The organism is Aquamicrobium defluvii (genome assembly GCF_004363725.1).
GTDB lineage: Bacteria > Pseudomonadota > Alphaproteobacteria > Rhizobiales > Rhizobiaceae > Mesorhizobium > Mesorhizobium defluvii.
Map to the genome: position 1 here is coordinate 1 of NZ_SNZF01000033.1, position 19,104 is coordinate 19,104.

Annotated in this window: 17 protein-coding genes, 1 tRNA gene and 2 pseudogenes; 11 read left to right on the forward strand and 9 right to left on the reverse strand. The window is 62.7% G+C overall.

Going from position 1 to position 19,104, the window contains the following annotated elements; all coding sequences use genetic code 11:
* Positions 1-481: 481 nt before the first annotated feature.
* Both DES43_RS23410 and DES43_RS23415 read left to right on the forward strand, forming a co-directional pair.
* Positions 482-763, forward strand: a pseudogene (locus DES43_RS23410) (recombinase family protein); the annotation flags it as partial.
* A gap of 248 nt (positions 764-1,011) precedes the next feature.
* Positions 1,012-1,083 (forward strand): annotated as a pseudogene (locus DES43_RS23415) (hypothetical protein); the annotation flags it as partial.
* A 116-nt stretch (positions 1,084-1,199) separates the two neighbouring features.
* Here the strand turns inward: DES43_RS23415 and DES43_RS23050 are convergent.
* The 4 genes from DES43_RS23050 to DES43_RS18810 form a co-directional block, all read right to left on the reverse strand.
* Positions 1,200-1,475, reverse strand: a complete 276-nt coding sequence (locus DES43_RS23050; protein ID WP_035032460.1) for a hypothetical protein — start codon at positions 1,473-1,475, stop codon at positions 1,200-1,202.
* Positions 1,476-1,649: 174 nt separating this feature from the next.
* Positions 1,650-1,724 (reverse strand) — tRNA-Glu (locus tag DES43_RS18800).
* A 139-nt stretch (positions 1,725-1,863) separates the two neighbouring features.
* Positions 1,864-3,087 carry a YcbK family protein gene (locus DES43_RS18805; protein WP_035032463.1) on the reverse strand — a complete coding sequence of 408 codons (1,224 nt, stop codon included), beginning with the start codon at positions 3,085-3,087 and terminating at the stop codon, positions 1,864-1,866.
* Positions 3,088-3,290: 203 nt separating this feature from the next.
* Positions 3,291-5,132: a PHA/PHB synthase family protein gene (locus DES43_RS18810; protein ID WP_035032465.1), complete on the reverse strand. Its 1,842-nt coding sequence runs from the start codon at positions 5,130-5,132 to the stop codon at positions 3,291-3,293.
* Between the two features lie 67 nt (positions 5,133-5,199).
* Here DES43_RS18810 and DES43_RS18815 point away from each other — a divergent pair, with 67 nt between their 5' ends.
* From DES43_RS18815 to recJ, 5 genes are all read left to right on the forward strand, one after another.
* Complete coding sequence (locus tag DES43_RS18815) at positions 5,200-5,643, forward strand: hypothetical protein (RefSeq protein WP_245264792.1); 444 nt, start codon at positions 5,200-5,202, stop codon at positions 5,641-5,643.
* Between the two features lie 51 nt (positions 5,644-5,694).
* Complete coding sequence (locus DES43_RS18820; protein WP_035032468.1) at positions 5,695-6,912, forward strand: LL-diaminopimelate aminotransferase; 1,218 nt, start codon at positions 5,695-5,697, stop codon at positions 6,910-6,912.
* Between the two features lie 47 nt (positions 6,913-6,959).
* A complete protein-coding gene (locus tag DES43_RS18825; protein WP_035032471.1) occupies positions 6,960-8,273 on the forward strand; it encodes a homoserine dehydrogenase in 1,314 nt (437 codons plus the stop codon).
* A 132-nt stretch (positions 8,274-8,405) separates the two neighbouring features.
* Positions 8,406-9,389: a class II fructose-bisphosphatase gene (gene glpX, locus DES43_RS18830; RefSeq protein WP_035032623.1), complete on the forward strand. Its 984-nt coding sequence runs from the start codon at positions 8,406-8,408 to the stop codon at positions 9,387-9,389.
* A 58-nt stretch (positions 9,390-9,447) separates the two neighbouring features.
* Positions 9,448-11,229: a single-stranded-DNA-specific exonuclease RecJ gene (recJ, locus tag DES43_RS18835; protein ID WP_198027574.1), complete on the forward strand. Its 1,782-nt coding sequence runs from the start codon at positions 9,448-9,450 to the stop codon at positions 11,227-11,229.
* Here recJ and DES43_RS18840 read toward each other — a convergent pair.
* Positions 11,226-12,317 (reverse strand): helix-turn-helix transcriptional regulator, encoded by a 1,092-nt coding sequence (locus tag DES43_RS18840; RefSeq protein ID WP_051520812.1) that lies wholly within the window; start codon positions 12,315-12,317, stop codon positions 11,226-11,228. The genes recJ and DES43_RS18840 overlap by 4 nt on opposite strands.
* Positions 12,318-12,646: 329 nt before the next feature.
* Here DES43_RS18840 and DES43_RS18845 point away from each other — a divergent pair, with 329 nt between their 5' ends.
* A complete protein-coding gene (locus DES43_RS18845; RefSeq protein ID WP_166647783.1) occupies positions 12,647-13,051 on the forward strand; it encodes a hypothetical protein in 405 nt (134 codons plus the stop codon).
* Positions 13,052-13,070: 19 nt separating this feature from the next.
* Here DES43_RS18845 and DES43_RS18850 read toward each other — a convergent pair whose 3' ends face one another.
* The 3 genes from DES43_RS18850 to folE all read right to left on the reverse strand — a co-directional run bounded on the left by DES43_RS18850 (position 13,071) and on the right by folE (position 15,281).
* Positions 13,071-14,054, reverse strand: coding sequence for a patatin family protein (locus DES43_RS18850; RefSeq protein ID WP_035032481.1), 984 nt, complete (start codon positions 14,052-14,054; stop codon positions 13,071-13,073).
* Between the two features lie 84 nt (positions 14,055-14,138).
* Complete coding sequence (gene hisI, locus DES43_RS18855; protein WP_035032483.1) at positions 14,139-14,597, reverse strand: phosphoribosyl-AMP cyclohydrolase; 459 nt, start codon at positions 14,595-14,597, stop codon at positions 14,139-14,141.
* 45 nt (positions 14,598-14,642) lie between these two features.
* Positions 14,643-15,281 carry a GTP cyclohydrolase I FolE gene (folE, locus tag DES43_RS18860; RefSeq protein WP_035032486.1) on the reverse strand — a complete coding sequence of 213 codons (639 nt, stop codon included), beginning with the start codon at positions 15,279-15,281 and terminating at the stop codon, positions 14,643-14,645.
* 231 nt (positions 15,282-15,512) lie between these two features.
* Between folE and DES43_RS18865 the strand changes: the two genes are divergently transcribed.
* On the forward strand, positions 15,513-15,959 hold the full coding sequence (locus DES43_RS18865; RefSeq protein ID WP_035032489.1) for an iron-sulfur cluster assembly scaffold protein: 447 nt from the start codon (positions 15,513-15,515) through the stop codon (positions 15,957-15,959).
* 34 nt (positions 15,960-15,993) lie between these two features.
* On the opposite strand, the gene DES43_RS18870 is transcribed toward DES43_RS18865, so the two are convergent.
* Complete coding sequence (locus tag DES43_RS18870; protein ID WP_035032492.1) at positions 15,994-17,043, reverse strand: LLM class flavin-dependent oxidoreductase; 1,050 nt, start codon at positions 17,041-17,043, stop codon at positions 15,994-15,996.
* A gap of 193 nt (positions 17,044-17,236) precedes the next feature.
* On the opposite strand from DES43_RS18870, the gene yidD reads away from it, so the two are divergent.
* The gene (gene yidD / locus DES43_RS18875; RefSeq protein WP_035032639.1) at positions 17,237-17,596 is read left to right on the forward strand and encodes a membrane protein insertion efficiency factor YidD; all 360 of its coding nucleotides are present in this window, start codon (positions 17,237-17,239) and stop codon (positions 17,594-17,596) included.
* A 164-nt stretch (positions 17,597-17,760) separates the two neighbouring features.
* Positions 17,761-18,966, forward strand: coding sequence for a D-alanyl-D-alanine carboxypeptidase (locus DES43_RS18880; RefSeq protein ID WP_051520813.1), 1,206 nt, complete (start codon positions 17,761-17,763; stop codon positions 18,964-18,966).
* The last annotated feature ends 138 nt before the right edge of the window (positions 18,967-19,104 follow it).

Consider the following 19,104-nt stretch of genomic DNA (forward strand, 5'->3'; position numbering starts at 1 on the left):
ATTGCAGGCGCACGCAGGCTGGTCGTAACCGCAAACGCCGTCCTCAAAACCGCTACGCCATGGCAGACAGGCAAAGCCGCCTAGACACAGTTGCTAGCCTGTCGTCTCAGCCGCTTTATTCCTGCCTCAGCGGCTTGGGTTGTGTAATCGCTCATCCTCGTTCCGGTTGCGTAGTCATACCACCAGCCTCGCCCTCATCTGGTTGCGCGCTCCATCAGGGCGTAGACAATTGGAAATGGAGCATGGTTTTGCACATGAAGGCGGTAAGAGGAGGACGTGGGATGAAACATTCCGCGCCGAACCGCATAGCTATGCGAACGCATCTCAAGGCTGTCGCACGCCAGACGGCTATGTCGTTCACCTCGATTTGCCCGATAATCTTCCCGTTACCAGCGAGGAAATCGCCCTGCTGCGCGCCTTCCTTTCCGACGAGATCAGGGCAATCCTCCATGGCGAGGATCAGGAAAGGTGAAGCGAAATGATGACCCCAGCCATCTACGTTCGTGTAAGCACGACCTGTCAGGCCGAGGCTGATCTTTCACTATCTGACCAGGTTGCTCAATGCCGTCGCTACTGCGAGCAGCGCGGCTGGGAGGTGGTGGAAACCTTTACAGAGCCCGGCGCATCAGCCTTTGATGACGACCGGCCCGCGTTTCAGGAAATGATCTGCAAAGCCATGCGAGCCGAGCGTCCCCTCGACTTTGTCGTCGTTCATTCGCTGTCCCGCTTCAGTCGCTACAGTCTGCATTCTGAATTTTACATTCGCCGATTGCGCAAGGCTGGCGTCGAACTTGTCTCGGTGACCCAAGACCTCGGCCAGGACAGTGGCGGGGGACCTCACCGTCCGAATGGATCGAGTTCGAGGTGCCAGCAATCATTGATGAGCGGACCTTCAACTCTGTGCAGGGCCTGCTCCAGAGCCGTAACCCGAAGCGTGTCGCTCCATGCATCGTCAACGGACCCACGCTCCTTGCCGGCGTCGCCCGCTGTGGCCATTGCAGTGCCGGTCTCGTGCTCAACACAGGCAAGGGCGGCACCTATCGCTATTACCGCTGCGCCCAAAAGATGCGCGAGGGCGCAATGGCTTGCGCGGGACTGCGCATCCGCATGGATCGGCTCGATAACATCTTTACCGAGGAAGTCACCGGGCAGCTGCTCAAGCCCGACCACCCCACCAGCTTCTCGACGCCTATGTCAGATCAGACAGCGAACGCTTCGATCGGCAACCTGAGCGGATCAACCGCATGCGGCAGGATCACAAGGAAACCGAAGCGGCCATCACGCGCCTGCTCACGCTGGTCGAAAAGGGGCTCATGGATGCCGATGAGCCCAGCATGAGGGAGCGGCTGATTGGCCTGAAGCTGCACCGTGACGAACTCGCCGCCGACATTGCCGACATGAACAGGCGCATCGCCGATGGCGCACCAACCATTACGCCGCAGAAGATCGAAAAGTTCGCCTCGCTGCTCAGTCACAAGCTCAACAACGGCTTGCCCGAGCTCAAACAGGCCTATGCCCGGCTGGTCATGACCGAGGTTACCGTCCGGGACAAGGAAATCCGCATCAGGGGCTCGCGCAGGGTGCTGGCAAAAGCCGCATCACAAGGATTGAAGACCAATCCGCCTGCGGTTCTCTCTATTGTTCGGGAGTGGTACGCCCAAGGGGAATCGAACCCCTGTTTCCGCCGTGAAAGGGCGGCGTCCTGACCGCTAGACGATGGGCGCGCTCAGATGAGGGCGGTATATAGTTGGGTTGTTCGAAACGGGCAACCCATCAATCCGCACTGCAGCAACTTTTTTCCCGAAATGTTTTTCACCGGTGTCGGATCGGTCGTTCCGGCTGGGGAAAACCCTTGTTCCGGGCCTATTTGCGGCGACGGCAGCGCCAGTTCCAGTCGCGCTCCGGCCCGACGTCCACATGAACCGAATCGGTGTGGCAGTAGGTGCCAACGCCACCGCGCCCCGGCATGGAGCGCAGATAGGTGGCCAATTCCCATTTGCTGACGCCCGGAACCTGCACGTCGGCGGCGGCGCAATACATGTGCAGCGAGTTCTTGGCGCCGCGCGCGCGCTGGTTGCGGGCAGGGTCGCGGTAGCCGGAGGTCACGATCAGCTTCTTGCCGTAATGGTTCTCGATGGTCTTGAGCACGCGAACCAGCGAAGGCTTGAGGCAGGCGACGTCGACGCTCTCGGTCTGCTTCAGCAGACCGTTAGGCGCGAGGCGAGCCAGGCCGGCGGCCGAGGCAACCTGATAGGCGCCGAAGCCTTCGTCCTCGTTGATATCGACGTCGCTGTCGTCATCGATCCCGGATTTGCGCTTGATCTCGAAAAGAGCGTTCTGGCGCACACCGGGAAGCGCATCGCTGGAAAAATTGCTCCGGTCGACATTGGCCGATGCCACGATCGGCTTGGCCGGCTCCGCGGATGCCAGCGTCACCACCGGCTTCGCGGCGGCTTTTGCCTGCTGAACGACGGGTTTGACCTGCGCCTTGCCCGAGCTGGCCGGCGCTCCGCCGCCGAAGAAGGATGCCAGGAAGCCCTTCTTCTTCGGGGTTTCGGCCTGTGGCGCAGTCTCCTTGGCTGTCACATAAAATTCTGCTGGCTGTTGCGCCGGTTGCTGGGCGGCCGCAACCTGAGCGGTGGCAGCGACCTGTTCCGCATCCGGCGCCGGGGCGGCAGCCTGCTGGCCATCCTGCGGCTGGGAAGCCTGAGCCAGAGCCGCAGCCTGCGCCTGCAACGAGTGAGAGGCTTCATCATCGACTGCAGCGAGGGCAGCCAGTGATGTGCCGGGTTTCGCGGCCGGCATGAAGGCGACCTGATCCGGCAGGCTGGTATCGCCTTCAGCGCTCATAAGCTGCTGAGGCTCGCTGGATACGGGATATGCCGATTCGCTGGCGAGCGCGGGGCTGGTCGCCGAAGCCGATGAGAACTCCGCGGCATTGTAGCCGGGCATGCCAACGGAAAGCGCCGGGTCGCCGGTCGAGGAGCAGGAAGCGAGAAGGACGGACAGGAGAGCAGCCGCAATAAGTCGGCATTCACCTTTTGCGAGGCGCGATCCTGCTGATTTCAAAACAAAACTCCCTTGCATTCCGTCCGATATCGCATCGACGCAGGCGTTGTGACGTCAGCATCGACTTGATCGTGTCCCCCGGTTCGCAAACGGGACCTGTGTCAAATCGGCAACCTTGCTGTGAATTCAGCGACTATCGACAGAATAAGATTACCAGACAGTTGACGAAGCCATTTCACCCGCTTCGCGCGCTCCGTCAACTCACCAGACATTACAGATTGTTACACACGCACACGTACATACGTGCCGGGCGCTTCACCCAGAGGCTGAATCTCCTGGCCGGGAATGCGGGCATCGACGCGCCTGTCGTCGCGGCTTTCGATCCATTTTTGCCAGTGCGGCCACCATGAGCCGGGCGTTTCGGTGGCCGTGGCGAACCATTTGTCGAATTCGCCGTCAGGTTTTCCGCCCGTCCAGAACTGGTACTTGTTGAGATGTGGCGGGTTGATCACGCCGGCGATATGACCGGAGCCGGCCATCACATATTCCACATCTCCGCCAAAGAACCTGCAACCCGTGAACACGGAGCGGGCAGGGGCGATGTGGTCTTCCTTCGCGGCGAGGTTGTAGACCGGGATGCTGATGTCGGCCAGCGATATGGTGCGCCCCGCCAGTTCCATCCGGCCGGAAGACAGGTTGTTCTCCAGATAGCAGTTGCGCAGATAGAAGGAGTGGTTTGCCGCGGTCATGCGTGTGGAATCGGCATTCCAGTAGAGCAGGTCGAACGGCATCGGGTCCTTGCCGCGCATGTAGTTGTTGACGACATAGGGCCATATGAGGTCGCCCGAGCGCAGCATGTTGAAGGCGGTCGCCATGCGCGTTCCGTCCAGATAGCCCTTGTCCTGCATGGCGTGTTCCAGGGCGCGGATCTGGTCCTCGTCCACGAACACCTTCAGGTCGCCCGCATGGGTGAAGTCGACCTGCGTGGTGAAGAATGTGACGGAGCGCACCCGGTTGTCGCCCTCCTGCGCCATCAGCGCCAGAGCGGCGGCAAGCAGCGTTCCGCCGACGCAGTAGCCGATGGCGTTCACCTCGCGCTCGCCGGTCGCTTTCTCGACGATGTCGAGGCCGTATTGCAGGCCTTCGCGTATGTAAGCCTCCCAGTTCTTCGCGCCGTGGCGCTCGTCCGGATTCACCCAGGAGATGACGAAGACGGAATGCCCCTGTTCGGTGGCCCAGCGAATGAAGGATTTTTCCGGGTTCAGGTCGAGGATGTAGAACTTGTTGATCCATGGCGGGCAGATCAGCAGCGGTCGCTTGAGCACCTTTTCGGTGGATGGCGAATACTGGATGATTTCGGCCACATCGGAGCGGCCAACCACTTTTCCGGGGGTCACGGCTATGTTCTCGCCGATGGAGAAACGGGTGTAGTCCACCTGCCTGAGCTTCAGGTCGCCTTTGCCGGCCGCGATATCCTCTGCCAGCATCTTCATGCCGCGCACCAGATTTTCGCCGTGCGAGGCCATGGTTTCGCGGAACAGCTCGGGATTGGTGAAGAGGAAATTCGATGGCGACATCGCCGCCGAGACCTGCTTCACGTAGAAATTGGCTTTCTGCCTCGTGTGCTCGTCCAGGCCCTCGGTCTGCTCCACGAGATCGGCAGCCCATTTCGATGTCACCAGATAGGTCTGCCTGAGGAAGTCGAAGAAGGCGTTGCGGCCCCATTCCGGGTCCTGGAAGCGCTTGTCACCGCGCTCGGGCTTGACGGCGTCCTCGACCGGCGCGGCCTCGGGCGATGCGTTGAGGCGCTGGATGGTGCGCATCCACACATCCATATAGCCGGCGAAGAGGCGCGTCTGCGCTTCCACCGCGCGCTGGGGATCGGACAGCCAGTATTCGGTAAGCCGGGAGAACGTCTTGACCATGTCGGCCATCGGTTCGGCCATGTGATCGCGCACTTGGCCTTGTTCGCGCGGCTGCACCCATGCGGAAGCAGCTTTGCCGGCCTGCTCGATCATGCGGGCGAGATTGAGTGCGAAAAGCTCCGGGTCCTTCACCAGATACTGTTCGATGGAGGAGCGGCTGTCATTTTCGCCTTTGCCTTGGCCCGCGTTTTCGGACATGGTTCGCGCAATTCCTCCCTGGCCCTGTGGTTGACATGATAACATGAGAGAGCGGATAGGGTCCAACATGGTCTATCCCGGATTACACGGATTCACGATGACAGCTGGTATTGAAAAAGCGTCAGTTACAAGCGGGAAATTTTCGCTCTTCATTGCGGCCGCGGCAGGTCTGGCCATGCTGTCGGGTTGTACCAGCTCTCCTTCTGGCAGCGCCGGGTCATCCGCGATCCATGCATCGGGCGCGAACGTGGTCGGACCACGCGACACCGGCAGCTATCCCAACCTCAACATCCGGCCCGGACAGGCCGCGCCGCAATTCACTGATGACGAGGCAAAGGCAAAGCTCGCTGCACTTGAGGCCGAGCGAAAGGCAGCCCGCAATCCGGGACGCGCGGCCGGCGCCCGCAATGACAGCGCAGCCTTGCGCAAGCTGGCGGCAAGCCACGGCAGTGATACGCTCAGGGAGATCGAAGGCAAGTGCGATACCGCCCTCGACCCGACCTGCAAATAGAGTTATACCGCGCCACCTGATTTTTTACGGTTTCCGATCGCTGGACTTGTCATGGAAGAGTTTCACAAAGTTCGCCGCCTTCCGCCTTATGTGTTCGAGCAGGTCAACCGTCTGAAGGCAGCCGCCCGCGCGCGAGGCGCGGACATCATCGACCTTGGCATGGGCAATCCGGATCTGCCGACGCCGAAGGCTATCGTCGACAAGCTCTGTGAGGTTGTGCGCGACCCGCGCACCCATCGCTATTCCTCCTCGCGCGGCATTCCCGGCCTGCGCAGGGCTCAGGCCAATTATTATGGGCGCCGCTTCGGTGTGAAGCTCGACCCCGACACGCAGGTGGTCGCCACGCTCGGCTCCAAGGAAGGCTTCGCCAACATGGCGCAGGCCATCACCGCGCCGGGCGATGTGGTGCTGTGTCCCGATCCGACCTATCCGATCCACGCCTTCGGCTTCATCATGTCCGGCGGTGTCATCCGCTCCATGCAGGTCGAGCCGGATGACGGCTTCATCCCGGCTCTGGAGCGTGGCGTGCGTCACTCGATCCCGAAGCCGCTGGCCCTGATCCTCAACTACCCGTCGAACCCTACGGCGCTGGTCGCCTCGCTCGACTTCTATAAGGATGTGGTCGCCTTCGCGAAGAAGAACGACCTTATCATCCTCTCCGATCTCGCCTATTCGGAAATCTATTTCGACGGCAACCCGCCGCCGTCGGTGCTCGAAGTTCCGGGCGCTATGGATTGCACCGTCGAATTCACCTCCATGTCGAAGACGTTTTCCATGCCCGGCTGGCGCATGGGCTTCGCGGTCGGCAACGAACGTCTGATCGCGGCGCTGACGCGGGTTAAATCCTATCTCGACTACGGCGCCTTCACGCCAATTCAGGTGGCGGCGACGGCAGCCCTGAACGGCGACGGCTCCGACATTGCCGAGGTGCGCGAAGTCTACCACAAGCGCCGCGACGTGATGGTGGACGCCTTCACGCGTGCCGGCTGGGCCATTCCCGCGCCGGCTGCGTCCATGTTCGCCTGGGCGCCGATACCGGAACAGTTCCGTCATCTCGGCTCGCTGGAGTTCTCCAAGCTGCTGATCGAACATGCCGATGTGGCGGTTGCGCCGGGCGTCGGCTTTGGCGAGCATGGCGATGGCTATGTGCGTGTCGCTCTGGTCGAAAACGAGCATCGCATCCGGCAGGCGGCGCGCAACATCAAGCGCTTCTTCTCCTCCGATGTGGCGCGATCCCACAATGTGGTTCCGCTCTCGGCCAGAGGCTGAGATTCCGGTCGCATTTTATCAAATCCGAAGAAGGGACTGGGCCTCTCATGGCTGAAGCATTGCGCGTTGGAATAGCCGGCCTTGGCACTGTCGGTGCTTCGGTCGCACGGGTTCTGGTGGAAAAGGCCGCCGAACTCACCCGCCAGTGCGGTCGTGAGATTATCGTGACTGCCGTTTCGGCGCGCGACGCGACCCGCGACCGCGGCGTCGACCTTTCCTCCGCAAAATGGTTCGCCGATCCGGTGGAACTCGCCCGCAGCGCCGATATCGACGTGTTCGTCGAACTGATCGGCGGCGAGGAAGGACCCGCGCGCGCCAGCGTGACGGCCGCGCTCGAAGCCGGCCGGCATGTGGTCACGGCCAACAAGGCGCTGCTTGCCCGTCATGGGGTGGAACTGGCCGAGATCGCGGAAGGGAAAGGCATCCTGCTCAATTACGAGGCCGCGGTGGCCGGCGGCATCCCCGTCATCAAGACGATGCGCGAGGCCATGGCCGGCAACACTGTGAGCCGCGTTTTCGGCATCCTCAACGGCACCTGCAACTATATCCTCACCCGTATGGAAGCCGAGGGCCTCTCTTTCGAGGATTGCCTGAAGGATGCGCAGCGACTGGGCTACGCCGAGGCCGATCCGACCTTCGACATCGAGGGCAACGACACCGCCCACAAGCTTTCCATCCTGACGAGCCTTGCCTTCGGCAACCGCATCGCGGCCGGCGACATCTATCTGGAGGGCATATCGAACATCACCCAGGCGGATATCCGGGCTGCGAGCGAACTTGGCTACCGAATCAAGCTGCTGGGCGTCGCCCTGCGCACGGAAAGCGGCATCGAGCAGCGTGTGCACCCGACCATGGTGCCGACGGCGTCCGTCATCGCGCAGGTTCACGGCGTCACCAACGCCGTTGCGATCGAGACGGACATTCTGGGCGAGCTTCTACTTTCCGGCCCCGGCGCCGGCGGCAACGCAACGGCTTCCGCCGTTGTCGGCGACATCGCCGATATAGCCAAGAGCCGTCCGGGCTTCCAGCATGGCCCGGTCTTCGGCCGGCCCGCGAAGGAATTGCAGCCTTACCGGAAGGCGCGCATGCGCTCGCATGCCGGCGGTTACTTCATCCGCCTCACCGTCCATGATCGTGTCGGGGTTTTCGCAGCGGTCGCCGGACGTATGGCCGAAAACGAGATTTCGCTGGAGTCCATCGTCCAGCACGCCAACGGAGCCAATCCCGAAACACAGAAGACCGTGATCCTCGTGACCCATGAGACGACGGAAGCGGCGGTCCGCAAGGCGGTTGAAGGCATTACGCAGGACGGCCACCTGGTCGACAAGCCTCAGGTTATCCGTATCGAACGAGCCGGATAACCTGCTTTCAATCGATTGATATCGTTGATTTTTCGTTGAGAAGCGTGGCAGGGCTTGCCGTTGTCGCGCGCCTTTGACAAAACACAGGCAAAGCTCCATGGCGGAGCACGGCAAAAGGGATTGAGCAAGATCATGAATGCGGCAGACAAGATCGGCGCGGGCCTCGACCGGGTTCTGACCATGGAACTGGTGCGCGTCACGGAGCGCGCGGCGGTGGCAGCCGCCCGTCTGCGCGGGCGTGGCGACGAGAAGGCCGCCGATCAGGTTGCGGTCGACGCCATGCGCACCGAGCTGAACCGTCTGGCCATCAAGGGCACGGTGGTGATCGGCGAGGGCGAGCGCGACGAGGCGCCGATGCTCTACATCGGCGAGGAGGTCGGAACCGGCAAGGGGCCGGAAGTGGACATCGCGCTCGATCCGCTGGAAGGCACCACCATCTGCGCCAAGAACCTGCCCAACGCGCTGGCCGTTGTGGCGCTGGCCGAGAAGGGCAGCCTCCTCAATGCGCCGGACGTTTACATGGACAAGATCGCCATCGGCCCCGGCTATGCCGCTGACGTCATCGACATCGATGCACCTCCGGCCGAGAACATCGCCCGTCTCGCCAAGGCCAAGGGCGTGCCGGTTGGCGAAGTCACCGCCTGCATCCTCGACCGCCCGCGCCATGCCAGGCTGATCGAGGCCGTGCGCGGCACGGGGGCGGCCATCCGCCTGATCGGCGACGGCGACGTGGCCGGCGTCATCCACACCACCGACCCGGAAGAAACCGGCATCGACATCTATATGGGCATCGGCGGCGCGCCAGAGGGCGTTCTGGCAGCGGCGGCACTTCGCTGCACCGGCGGCCAGATGCAGGGCCGTCTCATCCTCGATACGCCGGAGAAGGTGGAGCGCGCGGCCCGCATGGGGGTCAGCGATCCCAACAAGGTCTATCGCGCCGACGAGATGGCGCGCGGAGACGTGCTGTTCGCCGCAACCGGCGTGACCGATGGCAACATGCTTTCGGGCGTGAAGTTCGGACGCAACTTCATCACCACGCACACAATCGTGCTGCGCTCGTCGTCGCGCACCGTGCGCGAGATCAAGGCGCGCCATCAGGATCTGGACAAGTTCTGATTACGGTGGCGATTCTGCCGGCCTGTAATCGCGTCTCACTCAGGACATGTGAGCGATAATGGCCGACAAGCGTCTTTTCCTTGATGTCCGCCGTTCGGCTACGGGCATTTTCTGGGAACACAGACTGAGCGACCGCCAGGACATGATTGCTCTGGCGATCGCGCAGGGTCACGGCGTGCCCGATATCGTGGCGCGCGTGCTGGCCGGACGTGGCGTGCAGACGGCGGATGCCGCGCGCTTCCTCGACCCCACCATCCGTGATCTGCTGCCCGACCCGGCTTCGCTGACCGATATGGAACGGGCAGCGAGCCGCATCGCCGATGCCGTTAAACGCAAGGAAAAGGTGGCGATCTTCGGCGACTACGATGTCGACGGCGCCGCTTCCTCGGCTCTCCTCAAGCGCTTCCTCGCACATTTCGGCGTCGGGTCGGAAATCTACATTCCCGACCGCATCTTCGAAGGTTACGGCCCCAATCCGGATGCAATGCGCGAGCTGGTCGCGCGCGGCGCATCGCTGATCGTCACCGTGGACTGCGGCACCAATTCCGCGTCATCCATCGAGGCGGCAAGGGAGGCGGGCGCGGATGTGGTGGTGCTCGACCATCATCAGGTCGGCGGCGCGCTGCCGGCGGATACGGCGGTGGTCAATCCGAACCGCGAGGACGATCTGTCGGGGCAGGGGCATCTGTGCGCTGCGGGCGTGGTGTTCCTGACGCTGGTGCAGACCGCGAAACTGCTGCGCGCCCGCATGCCGGGCAGCGGGCAGCCGGACCTGCTCGGCCTGCTCGATCTGGTGGCGCTGGCCACGGTCTGCGATGTGGTGCCGCTGATCGGGGTCAACCGGGCCTTCGTGGTCAAGGGGTTGCAGGTCATGCGCGGCCAGTCCAACGTCGGGCTTGCGGCCCTTGCGCGTGCGGCGCGCATCGGCGAGCCGATCAATGCGTTCCATCTCGCCTTTCTCATCGGCCCGCGCATCAACGCCGGTGGCCGCATCGGCGATGCGGCGCTGGGCAGCCGCCTGCTGGCCACCGACGATCCGGTGGAGGCGCAATCCATTGCCGAAACCCTCGACCGGCTCAATCAGGAACGGCAGGCGATGGAAACCGAAATGCTGGCGCAGGCGCGCGCCGAAGCGGATGCCGAGCTTGCCGGCGGCAACGGGCCGGCGGTGCTGGTCACCGCCAACCCTTCGTGGCATCCCGGCATTGTCGGTCTTCTGGCTTCACGGCTGAAGGATCATGCGCGCCGCCCGGCTTTCGCCATCGCCTTCAATGCGAACGGTGTGGGAACGGGTTCGGGCCGTTCGGTGCCCGGCTTCGACCTTGGCCGCATGGTGCGGGAGGCGGTGGAAGCAGGCTTGCTGGTCAAGGGCGGCGGCCACGCCATGGCGGCCGGCATCACCGTCGAGAAGGAAAAGCTCGGCGCGTTGCGCGCTTTCTTCGAGGAGCGCGCAGCCGCCGATGTGTTTCGTCTTCAGGACCAGGAAAGCCTGCTGATCGACGGCGCGCTGGCGGCCGAGGGCGTGACGCTGCAACTGCTCGATACGCTTGAGAAGGCCGGCCCCTATGGAACCGGCCATGTCGCACCGGTCTTCGCTTTGCCACGCCATCGTCTGGCCGATGCGCGGCTGGTCGGGGCCAACCACATCCGGGCGGAACTGCGTTCCGAAAGCGGAGGCAGCATCCAGGGCATCGCCTTTCGCGCGGCGGACACCGCGCTCGGCGACTTCCTGTTCAAAAGCCGTGGCTCGACCATCCACGCGGCCGGTTCGCTGTCCTCGAACTACTGGAACGGCAACCGAAGCGCCCAGTTCAGGATCGTGGACGCCGCTTCTGCCTAGCTTTTGAGGAGTTCGCTCACCTTCAGGATGAGATCGGCCTGCCTGCCGACCGAAAGCTTGTTGAACACTATCTTCAGCCGCGACCGCGCCGTCTCGTAGGTGATCCGTTCCGTTTCCGCCGCGGATCGCAGCGTCTTTCCTTCCGAAATGAGCAGGGCAAGCCGGACCTCGGCCTTCGTCAGTCCGAAATTGCGGACCAGAATGGCTTCGATGGAGGGGCGCTCTATCGGATTGGCCTCGATCGAAAGGAGGACATCGCTTCGCGCGGCCATGTCGCGGGCGATGGTTCGAAGCGGGACGATCCTCACCGTAGCCGTGTCTGCCCGGTTTGCCGGATTGGCGACGATCAAATTCGCATTGATCTGCTCACCGGCGGCGGCCATGGCAACCAGAAAGTCGAACCTGTCAATATCTCCGCAAAGAGGCGCAAGGCGCCCGTTCCTGCTTCCGAAGAAGCGGCCAGCCATGGCATTGAAACTGGCCGAGTAGTGGCAGGGCCGCGCGAAGCCGTCGAGCCATGCCCACGCTGCTTTTTCGCTGCCCAGCGAGTCCATCAGGCTGGCTGTCACCGCCTTTTGTGCACGAATGGCATAGCTGAGGGCCGTGTTCGTCATTTCGATGAAGCGCGCGACGTCTTCCAGTTCGCTTCCCAGAAAGGCCCCGCGGTGTTTGCTGCGCTCCATGCTAAGAACGAGGAAGGAATCGTTATCGATGGGAATGAACGAACCGGCGTAGTGAACGCAGTCGAACTTGATTGCGAACTCCTGCTCGAACGGTTCGTGTGCGATTTCATCCGGTGAAAACAGGCGCCAGTCGGTCAGTACGCCGACCGGCCCGGATCGCGCATGCTGCAGGCCACGAAGCATGCGTGGATTGCGCTCGTGCCAGTTGTCGGCCACGACCTTTTCCAGGATTTCCCTGCTTCCGGAGGACGTATAGGGCTGGGTGTTGTCGGGGCTCACCAGATAGGCGAACACATGGTCGGCGTGGAAGCTGGATGCGACGGATCGCAGAGCCTGCGACCATTGCTCCGGAGCCTGCACCGCCTCAAGCAGCGATCCGAGCGCTTCCTGGTAGTTTGCCCCCATCGTTTCCCCCGAACGATGATTTCGCGCGCTTACCGTTACATGCTTCCTGCGAATTTTGAAAGCGCTACCGTACGCGAATTACGTGTTCCCGGACACGTGGCAGGGACCCCATTTGGGGGTTGCGGGCTTCCCGCCCGCTTTTAGATTGCCCGCATCTGGACGTTGTGGGTGGGGCTCATGTCGCGTCCGCCGAAGGGCATGGTATGGGGCTGATGCGTTTGCGGATAATTTTGCTCGGGGTTTCCTTTCTGGTTGTCGGGTGCGCTGCGCCCGAAACGAAGGTGCTCGACCCCTATCAGCTTGCGGACGGCTCGCGATATCAGGATGTGGTGACGATCGGTGCGGACAAATCGGGTTCCAGCCCGGTGGTCACCGACATCAAGACATTCCGTCTGGGCAATGGGAGGAACCGGGACAGCCGGCTCGTGTCGCAGGCCACCGGCTCGGCACCGGGCATGACTGCGGTTGTCGGCGGCGCCATCGCGAGCGGTACGGCCATGGGAATAACCGCCGGCCTTATCAGCTATGCCTCACGCTCCAAAACCACCGTCAATGTGGACGGAAAGAAATCCTTGGCGGATCTCCAGTGCTCGGAAATGACCGAAGCCGAGCGTTTGCAGGTTCAGAAGTGCATATGCGAGATCAGCAGCTTCAACCCCGGCTGTGAAAATGCCGGAGGATCAGGCAATCCTCCTGTTTTTGGGGGCTCTGATTTCGAACAGCCGAGCGGCTAGCCGCGAAGCGGCTGTCACATCAGACCAGCGCGCTTTGCAGCCGCTTCAGTTGCTCCACATTCGCCATGGCGGCTTCGTAGCCCAGATGGATCGCTTCGCCGGCCCGGTGAAAATCGGCAAGGCCGACGTGGTTGAGCCGTGGTTGCAGCGAAAGATCGGGCGGATCGCCGGCCAGCCTCGACCGGGAAATGCGGTCCTGAATGATGTTGAATGCTTCGAACATCACGCCGGTTATTCCGAGCCTGGCTTCATGGGCCGAGGTTGGGCCGACAGGCAGGATCGCGGCCTCCTGCGGGCTGCTTCCGGTCTCGCTGCCGAGCCCGTTCCCCGCATCGTGGCGGATGACCGCGGCACGCCCGAAGTTGTCGGAGCTCAGGTTGACGGCAACCACGGCCGGCTGCTCGTAGGCCCGGCATACGGACACCGGCACCGGATTGACGAGGGCACCGTCCACCAGAAGACGACCGTTGCACTGCACCGGCTCGAATATTCCGGGCAATGCGTAGGAAGCGCGCATGGCGGTGATCAGCGAGCCCTTCCACAGCCAGATTTCGTGTCCGCTGTGGATTTCCGAGGCGACGCTGACGAAAGGCTTCGGCAGATCCTCGAAGCGTGTGCCGTTCAGATGCTCGCGCAATCGCGCGTCGAGCTTCATGCCGCCGAAAAGCCCGCTACCGCGAAAGGTGATGTCGAGCAGACCGAATATGCGCCGCCTGGTAAGGCTGCGGGCGAACTCTTCCAGTTCGTCCAGCTTGCCGGCAAGATAGCAGCCGCCCACCAGCGCGCCGACCGATGTTCCCGCGATCATGGATATCTCGATACCGGCTTCGTCGAGGGCGCGCAGCACGCCGATATGCGCCCAGCCGCGCGCGCATCCACCACCGAGCGCCAGAGCTATGCCTTTGCGCGGGGCAGGCAGGGGATCGACCGGACCCCTTGCCGAGGAGAGCCCGTTGGCCTCCTGAACATGTGGTCTGCTGCGCAATGACGCCCAGTCGAGCATCACGATCTCCTCTGTCCTTTTGCCAGTCTATGGTTGTCCCGTATCGAAAAGGTGAATCATCTTAAGAGCAAACTGGCGAACCGGTCATTCAGACTTTCGATAGATGGCACCCGCATCGAACAGCGGTGCGCATCCGTCACCGGCAAGGGTTGCCTCGCCGTCGCGGACTTCCACCGTCCGGTAGAAGCAGGAACGCCTGCCCGTATGGCAGGTTGCATCGTGGCCTGCGACATTGACGCGCAGCCAGACTGCATCCTGGTCGCAGTCGGTGCGCAGTTCGACCACCTGTTGCAGGTTTCCGGACGTCTCTCCCTTCTTCCACAGCGCCTTGCGCGAGCGCGACCAGTAGTGGGCGATACCGGTTTCCAGCGTCAGCGCCATTGCCTCGGCATTCATGTGCGCCACCATCAAAAGCATGCCGTCGGCCGCGTCGGTCACGACTGCGGTGATCAGGCCGTGCGCGTCGAAGCGCGGCGTGAACGCTGCGCGCTCCTGTTCGAGTTCAGCCTTGTCGGCAGGGGCGGGGGCGAAGGTCAGCGCCATCCGGCTGCTCTCCTTTTGCGTGGCTCGCTGACGGAGGGCGCGCGCTCAGCGCACCAGGCCGCCGCGCACCATGGTCATGAAACGGATCTGCTCTTCCGCATTGTCGCTGAAGGTGCCGGTGAACGTAGAGGTCAATGTGGTGGACCCCTGCTTGCGGATGCCGCGCATGGCCATGCACATGTGCTCCGCCTCGATCATCACTGCAACGCCGCGCGGATTGAGCACGTCCTGAATGACGTTTGCGATCTGCGCCGTCATCGATTCCTGTGTCTGGAGACGATGGGCGAAGATGTCGACCACGCGCGCGATCTTCGACAGGCCGACAACCTTGCCGTCGGGCAGGTAACCGACATGTGCCTTGCCGATGATCGGCACCATGTGATGCTCGCAGTGCGAATGGAACTGGATGTCGCGCACCACGACGAGATCGTCATAACCGGCGACTTCCTCGAAGGTGCGGCCAAGCTCTTCCGCCGGGCACATGTCGTAGCCGTTGAACATCTCGCGAAACGCCTTCGCGACGCGCTTGGGCGTATCGATCAGTCCTTCGCGATCGGGATTGTCCCCGGTCCAGCGCAGTAGGGTGCGGACCGCTGCTTCGACTTCATGCTGGCCTGGCCGGTCGGTGACAGGTTTGTCCAGATAGGATGAGGCAGGCATTTTCTGCTTGATGACGGCGTCCATAAAGGCGTCTCCCGTAGTTCCCCTCGGTGGAGGAACGAGTTGAACGGACCACAGCCTGTTACGGGATCGCTCGACGGCCCGAATGCGGCGTGACTGGGTTCCTGAAAGCATAGACGCGCGAAGCTGCCTTGCCGTTCCCGGAACCTCGCCATTATATATTGGGCCAGCGCCGCGATTGAAAGTGTGGAGGCGGCAATCGCCGTTCATATAACGGCGAGGGACCGGAAAATCATGATCGACGACGTCTACAACAGGAAAATTCTGGCCTTCGCCGGCAATATCGAGCGCATCGGGCGGCTGGAAAGCCCGGATGCCACGGCAAAGGCGCACTCCAAACTGTGCGGCTCGACGGTCATCGTCGACCTGTCCATGCGCGATGGCATCGTCACGGACTATGCGCATGACGTGAAGGCGTGCGCGCTCGGACAGGCGTCCGCTTCGATCATGGCGCAAAGGGTTATCGGCGCGAGCGCCCGCGAACTGCGCGATGTGCGCGAGGCCATGCTGAAGATGCTGAAGGAAAACGGCGCGCCGCCGCAGGGCCGTTTCGGCGATCTGAAATATCTCGAGCCTGTGCGCGACTACAAGGCGCGCCACGCCTCGACCATGCTGGTCTTCGATGCTGTGGTCGATTGCATCGACCAGATCGAAAAGGCGAAAGCCGAAGAAGCGGCCTGAAGCGCCCCTCTCCCGGCAAGGGGAGAGGGGCGCTTCAGCCGGCGAGAAGGCTGCGCACCATGGGAATGACGCGCGTGCCGTAAAGTTCGATGGAGCGCATCATTTTCTCATGTTCCATCGGGCCTGAGGAGTATTTCAGGTCGAAGCGCGTCGCTCCGAGCGCCTTTACGGTCGATGCGATCTTCTTCGCCACTGTCTCGGGCGAGCCGACATAGAGCGAGCCCATGTCCGCCTCCGAATTGAAGGCAGTGACGGTCACCGGCCCCCAGCCGCGCTCGCCGCCGATGCGGTCGTGCATCTTCTTGTAGCTCGGCCACAGTTCCTCGCGGGCCTGCTCGTCGGTCTCGGCGATATGGCCGGGCGAATGCACGCCGATGGGCAGCGCGGGGGCACCGAGCTGCGAAAGCGCATCCCGGTAAAGATCGGCATAGGGCTTGAAGCGCTTCGGGTCGCCGCCGATGATGGCGAGCATCAGCGGCAACTGGTAGCGCGCGGCGCGGATCACCGATTCCGGGCTGCCGCCAACTCCGATCCAGGTCTTGAGCGTGCCGTTCTCGATCGGCGGATAGACCTTCTGGTTCACCAGCGGGGGCCGCACCGCGCCCTGCCACGTCACCGGTCCCCCCTTTATCAGCGCCGCGAACAGGTCGAGCTTTTCGGAAAACAGTCTCTCGTAATCCGTCAGCTCGAAACCGAACAGAGGGAAGGATTCCGTGAACGAGCCTCGCCCAAGGATAACTTCAGCGCGGCCGTTGGAAATCGCGTCCACGGTGGAGAAGCGCTGGAACACGCGGATCGGATCGTCGGAACTCAGAACCGTGACGGCGGAGCCGAGCCGGATCCGCTCCGTGCGCGCAGCGATACCCGCCAGCACAACTTCCGGTGCCGATACGGCAAAATCGTCGCGGTGATGCTCGCCGACGCCGATGAAATCGACATTCGTCTGGTCTGCCAGCACGGCCTGATCGATAAGGTTGCGGATCACCTGCGCCTGCGGCAGCAGCTTGCCATCCATGTCGAATGTCACGTCGCCGAAAGTGTCCAGTCCAAGTTCGATGGTTCGGGGGTCGATGATGTCGGGCATGCAGGGCCTCCTGTCCGGCGTGTTGCCAGGCGTTGTGTTGCGCCGAACATAGAGAGGCGGCACCGTCCATTCAAACGGGCATGGGCGAGGACGGAGTGTTCACTTATTCTTGACGCAGCGCATCGGATGCATTGCAAAGCGCGCGTCGAAACCGCATCTGTCGAAAGCAGCAATCAGCCGGGACGCAAACGCGATGCACGGGCACCAACATGCGCCGCAGGGCAGCAGGGCAGGCCGCAACTGGCCCGGACCGTGGCGCAGGACGCCGGGGCGCGTGCTGGGCACGTCTCTGGTGCGCCTCTATCAGCTCACGCTGTCCGGTTTCGTCGGCAACACCTGCCGGCATCTGCCGACCTGCTCGGAATATGCCTATGAGGCCATTGCCCGCCACGGCCTGTGGGCGGGCGGCTGGATGGGGCTGTTCCGCTTCCTGCGCTGCGGGCCGGGCGGCACGCATGGCATCGACAATGTTCCCGAAGAGCTTGCCCCGCGCTTCCGCTGGTTCCTTCCGTGGCGGTATCGCGAGATCGGCAGGAAAAGAGGCTGTGGATAGCCTGCGGGCTGTAGCGCCGGATGGGCAATCGTTAAAATTTCCCTCATTGTTTGTTAGCAGAAGTTTACCATGGTGAGGGTGGAACGGCTTCGGCTTTCTCAGGCTCAAACCTTACATTTTGCCGCGATCTTTTTTCAGAAATGCGATTCCTTCGAGGGAGCTTGATGCAGGCTTTTCGTGCCGGGCGGGGTGTCCGCAACTTCCTTGCGGCCCTGTTTGCCGCTGGCTCCATCGTGTTGGGCGCAGGCCCGGCGCTGGCTGAAACCTCATGGGCGGTGTTCGACGTGGACAGTGGCGTTTTCGTTGGCGAGGACGGCGGCAGCCGCATCCAGCCACCTGCTTCGCTGGCCAAGATGATGACGCTCTACATCACCTTCGAGGCGATCCGCGACGGGCGGCTGCGGTGGGGGGATCGCATCACCGTGTCCCGCAATGCCTCCATCAAGATTCCCACCAAGCTGTGGGTGAAGCCCGGCGACACCATCAGCGTGCGTGAGGCTGTTGACGGCATGATCGTCATTTCCGCCAACGATGCGGCGGCTGCCATGGGGGAACATCTGGCCGGGTCGGAAGCCGGCTTCGCGCGCCTGATGACGCAGCGCGCCCGGCAGATCGGCATGAAGGATACGACCTTCACGAATCCGTCGGGGCTGACGGATGGCCTGAAGCAGACGACCACGGCACGCGACATGGCTCTGCTGGGTCTCGCGCTACAGCGGGATTTCCCGAAGGAGTATCGCCTGTTTGCGCAGCCGTCATTCGTGTTTCGCGGCAAGCTGCGCAAGGGTCATAACAACCTCATGTACCGTTATGGCGGCGTCGACGGCATCAAGACTGGCTATACCGATGCGGCCGGCTACAACCTCGCGAGTTCCCTGAACCTCAACGGCCACCGCCTGATCGGCGTCGTTCTGGGCGGCAAGACGGCCCGCGCGCGCGACAATCAGATGGCGGCACTTCTGACCCGGTTCAGCACGGGAGAAAGCGTCGGCGTCCCTCTTGTGGCGATGAACGTACCCGTGCCGACGCCGCGGCCGCAGGTGGAGATTGCCATGCACATGCCCAGGATGCACATGCCTGAGATCGAGCAGGGCGATGGCGGCTTTCCCGTGCCTTCCCTGACGGGCTGGCAGATTCAGGTCGCGGCCCTGCCGAGCCGGGGCGCGGCACAGGCCCTTCTGGACAAGGTGGGCGCGCTGGTGCGCACCGTCCACACCGGCGCTCTGGCGCAGATCGAGCCCACCACCCGCAGCGGCCGGACGCTTTATCGCGCCCGCTTCGATGGTTTCGAGGATCAGGCCGCCGCCACGCGCGCTTGCGCGGTTCTGAAGAGCAACCGGCACGACTGCATCACAATCGAAGTTCCCTGAACCGGGCGGCGGCGGATCGCGGGGTGCCGCGATGCTTCGCCGCCTTTACTCAGGCCGGAACAGGCACTATCAGACCGGCTCGGCATTCAAGCCGCATCGAACCCACCCGCGCTCGTTTGCGGGACTGGATAGGAGAAC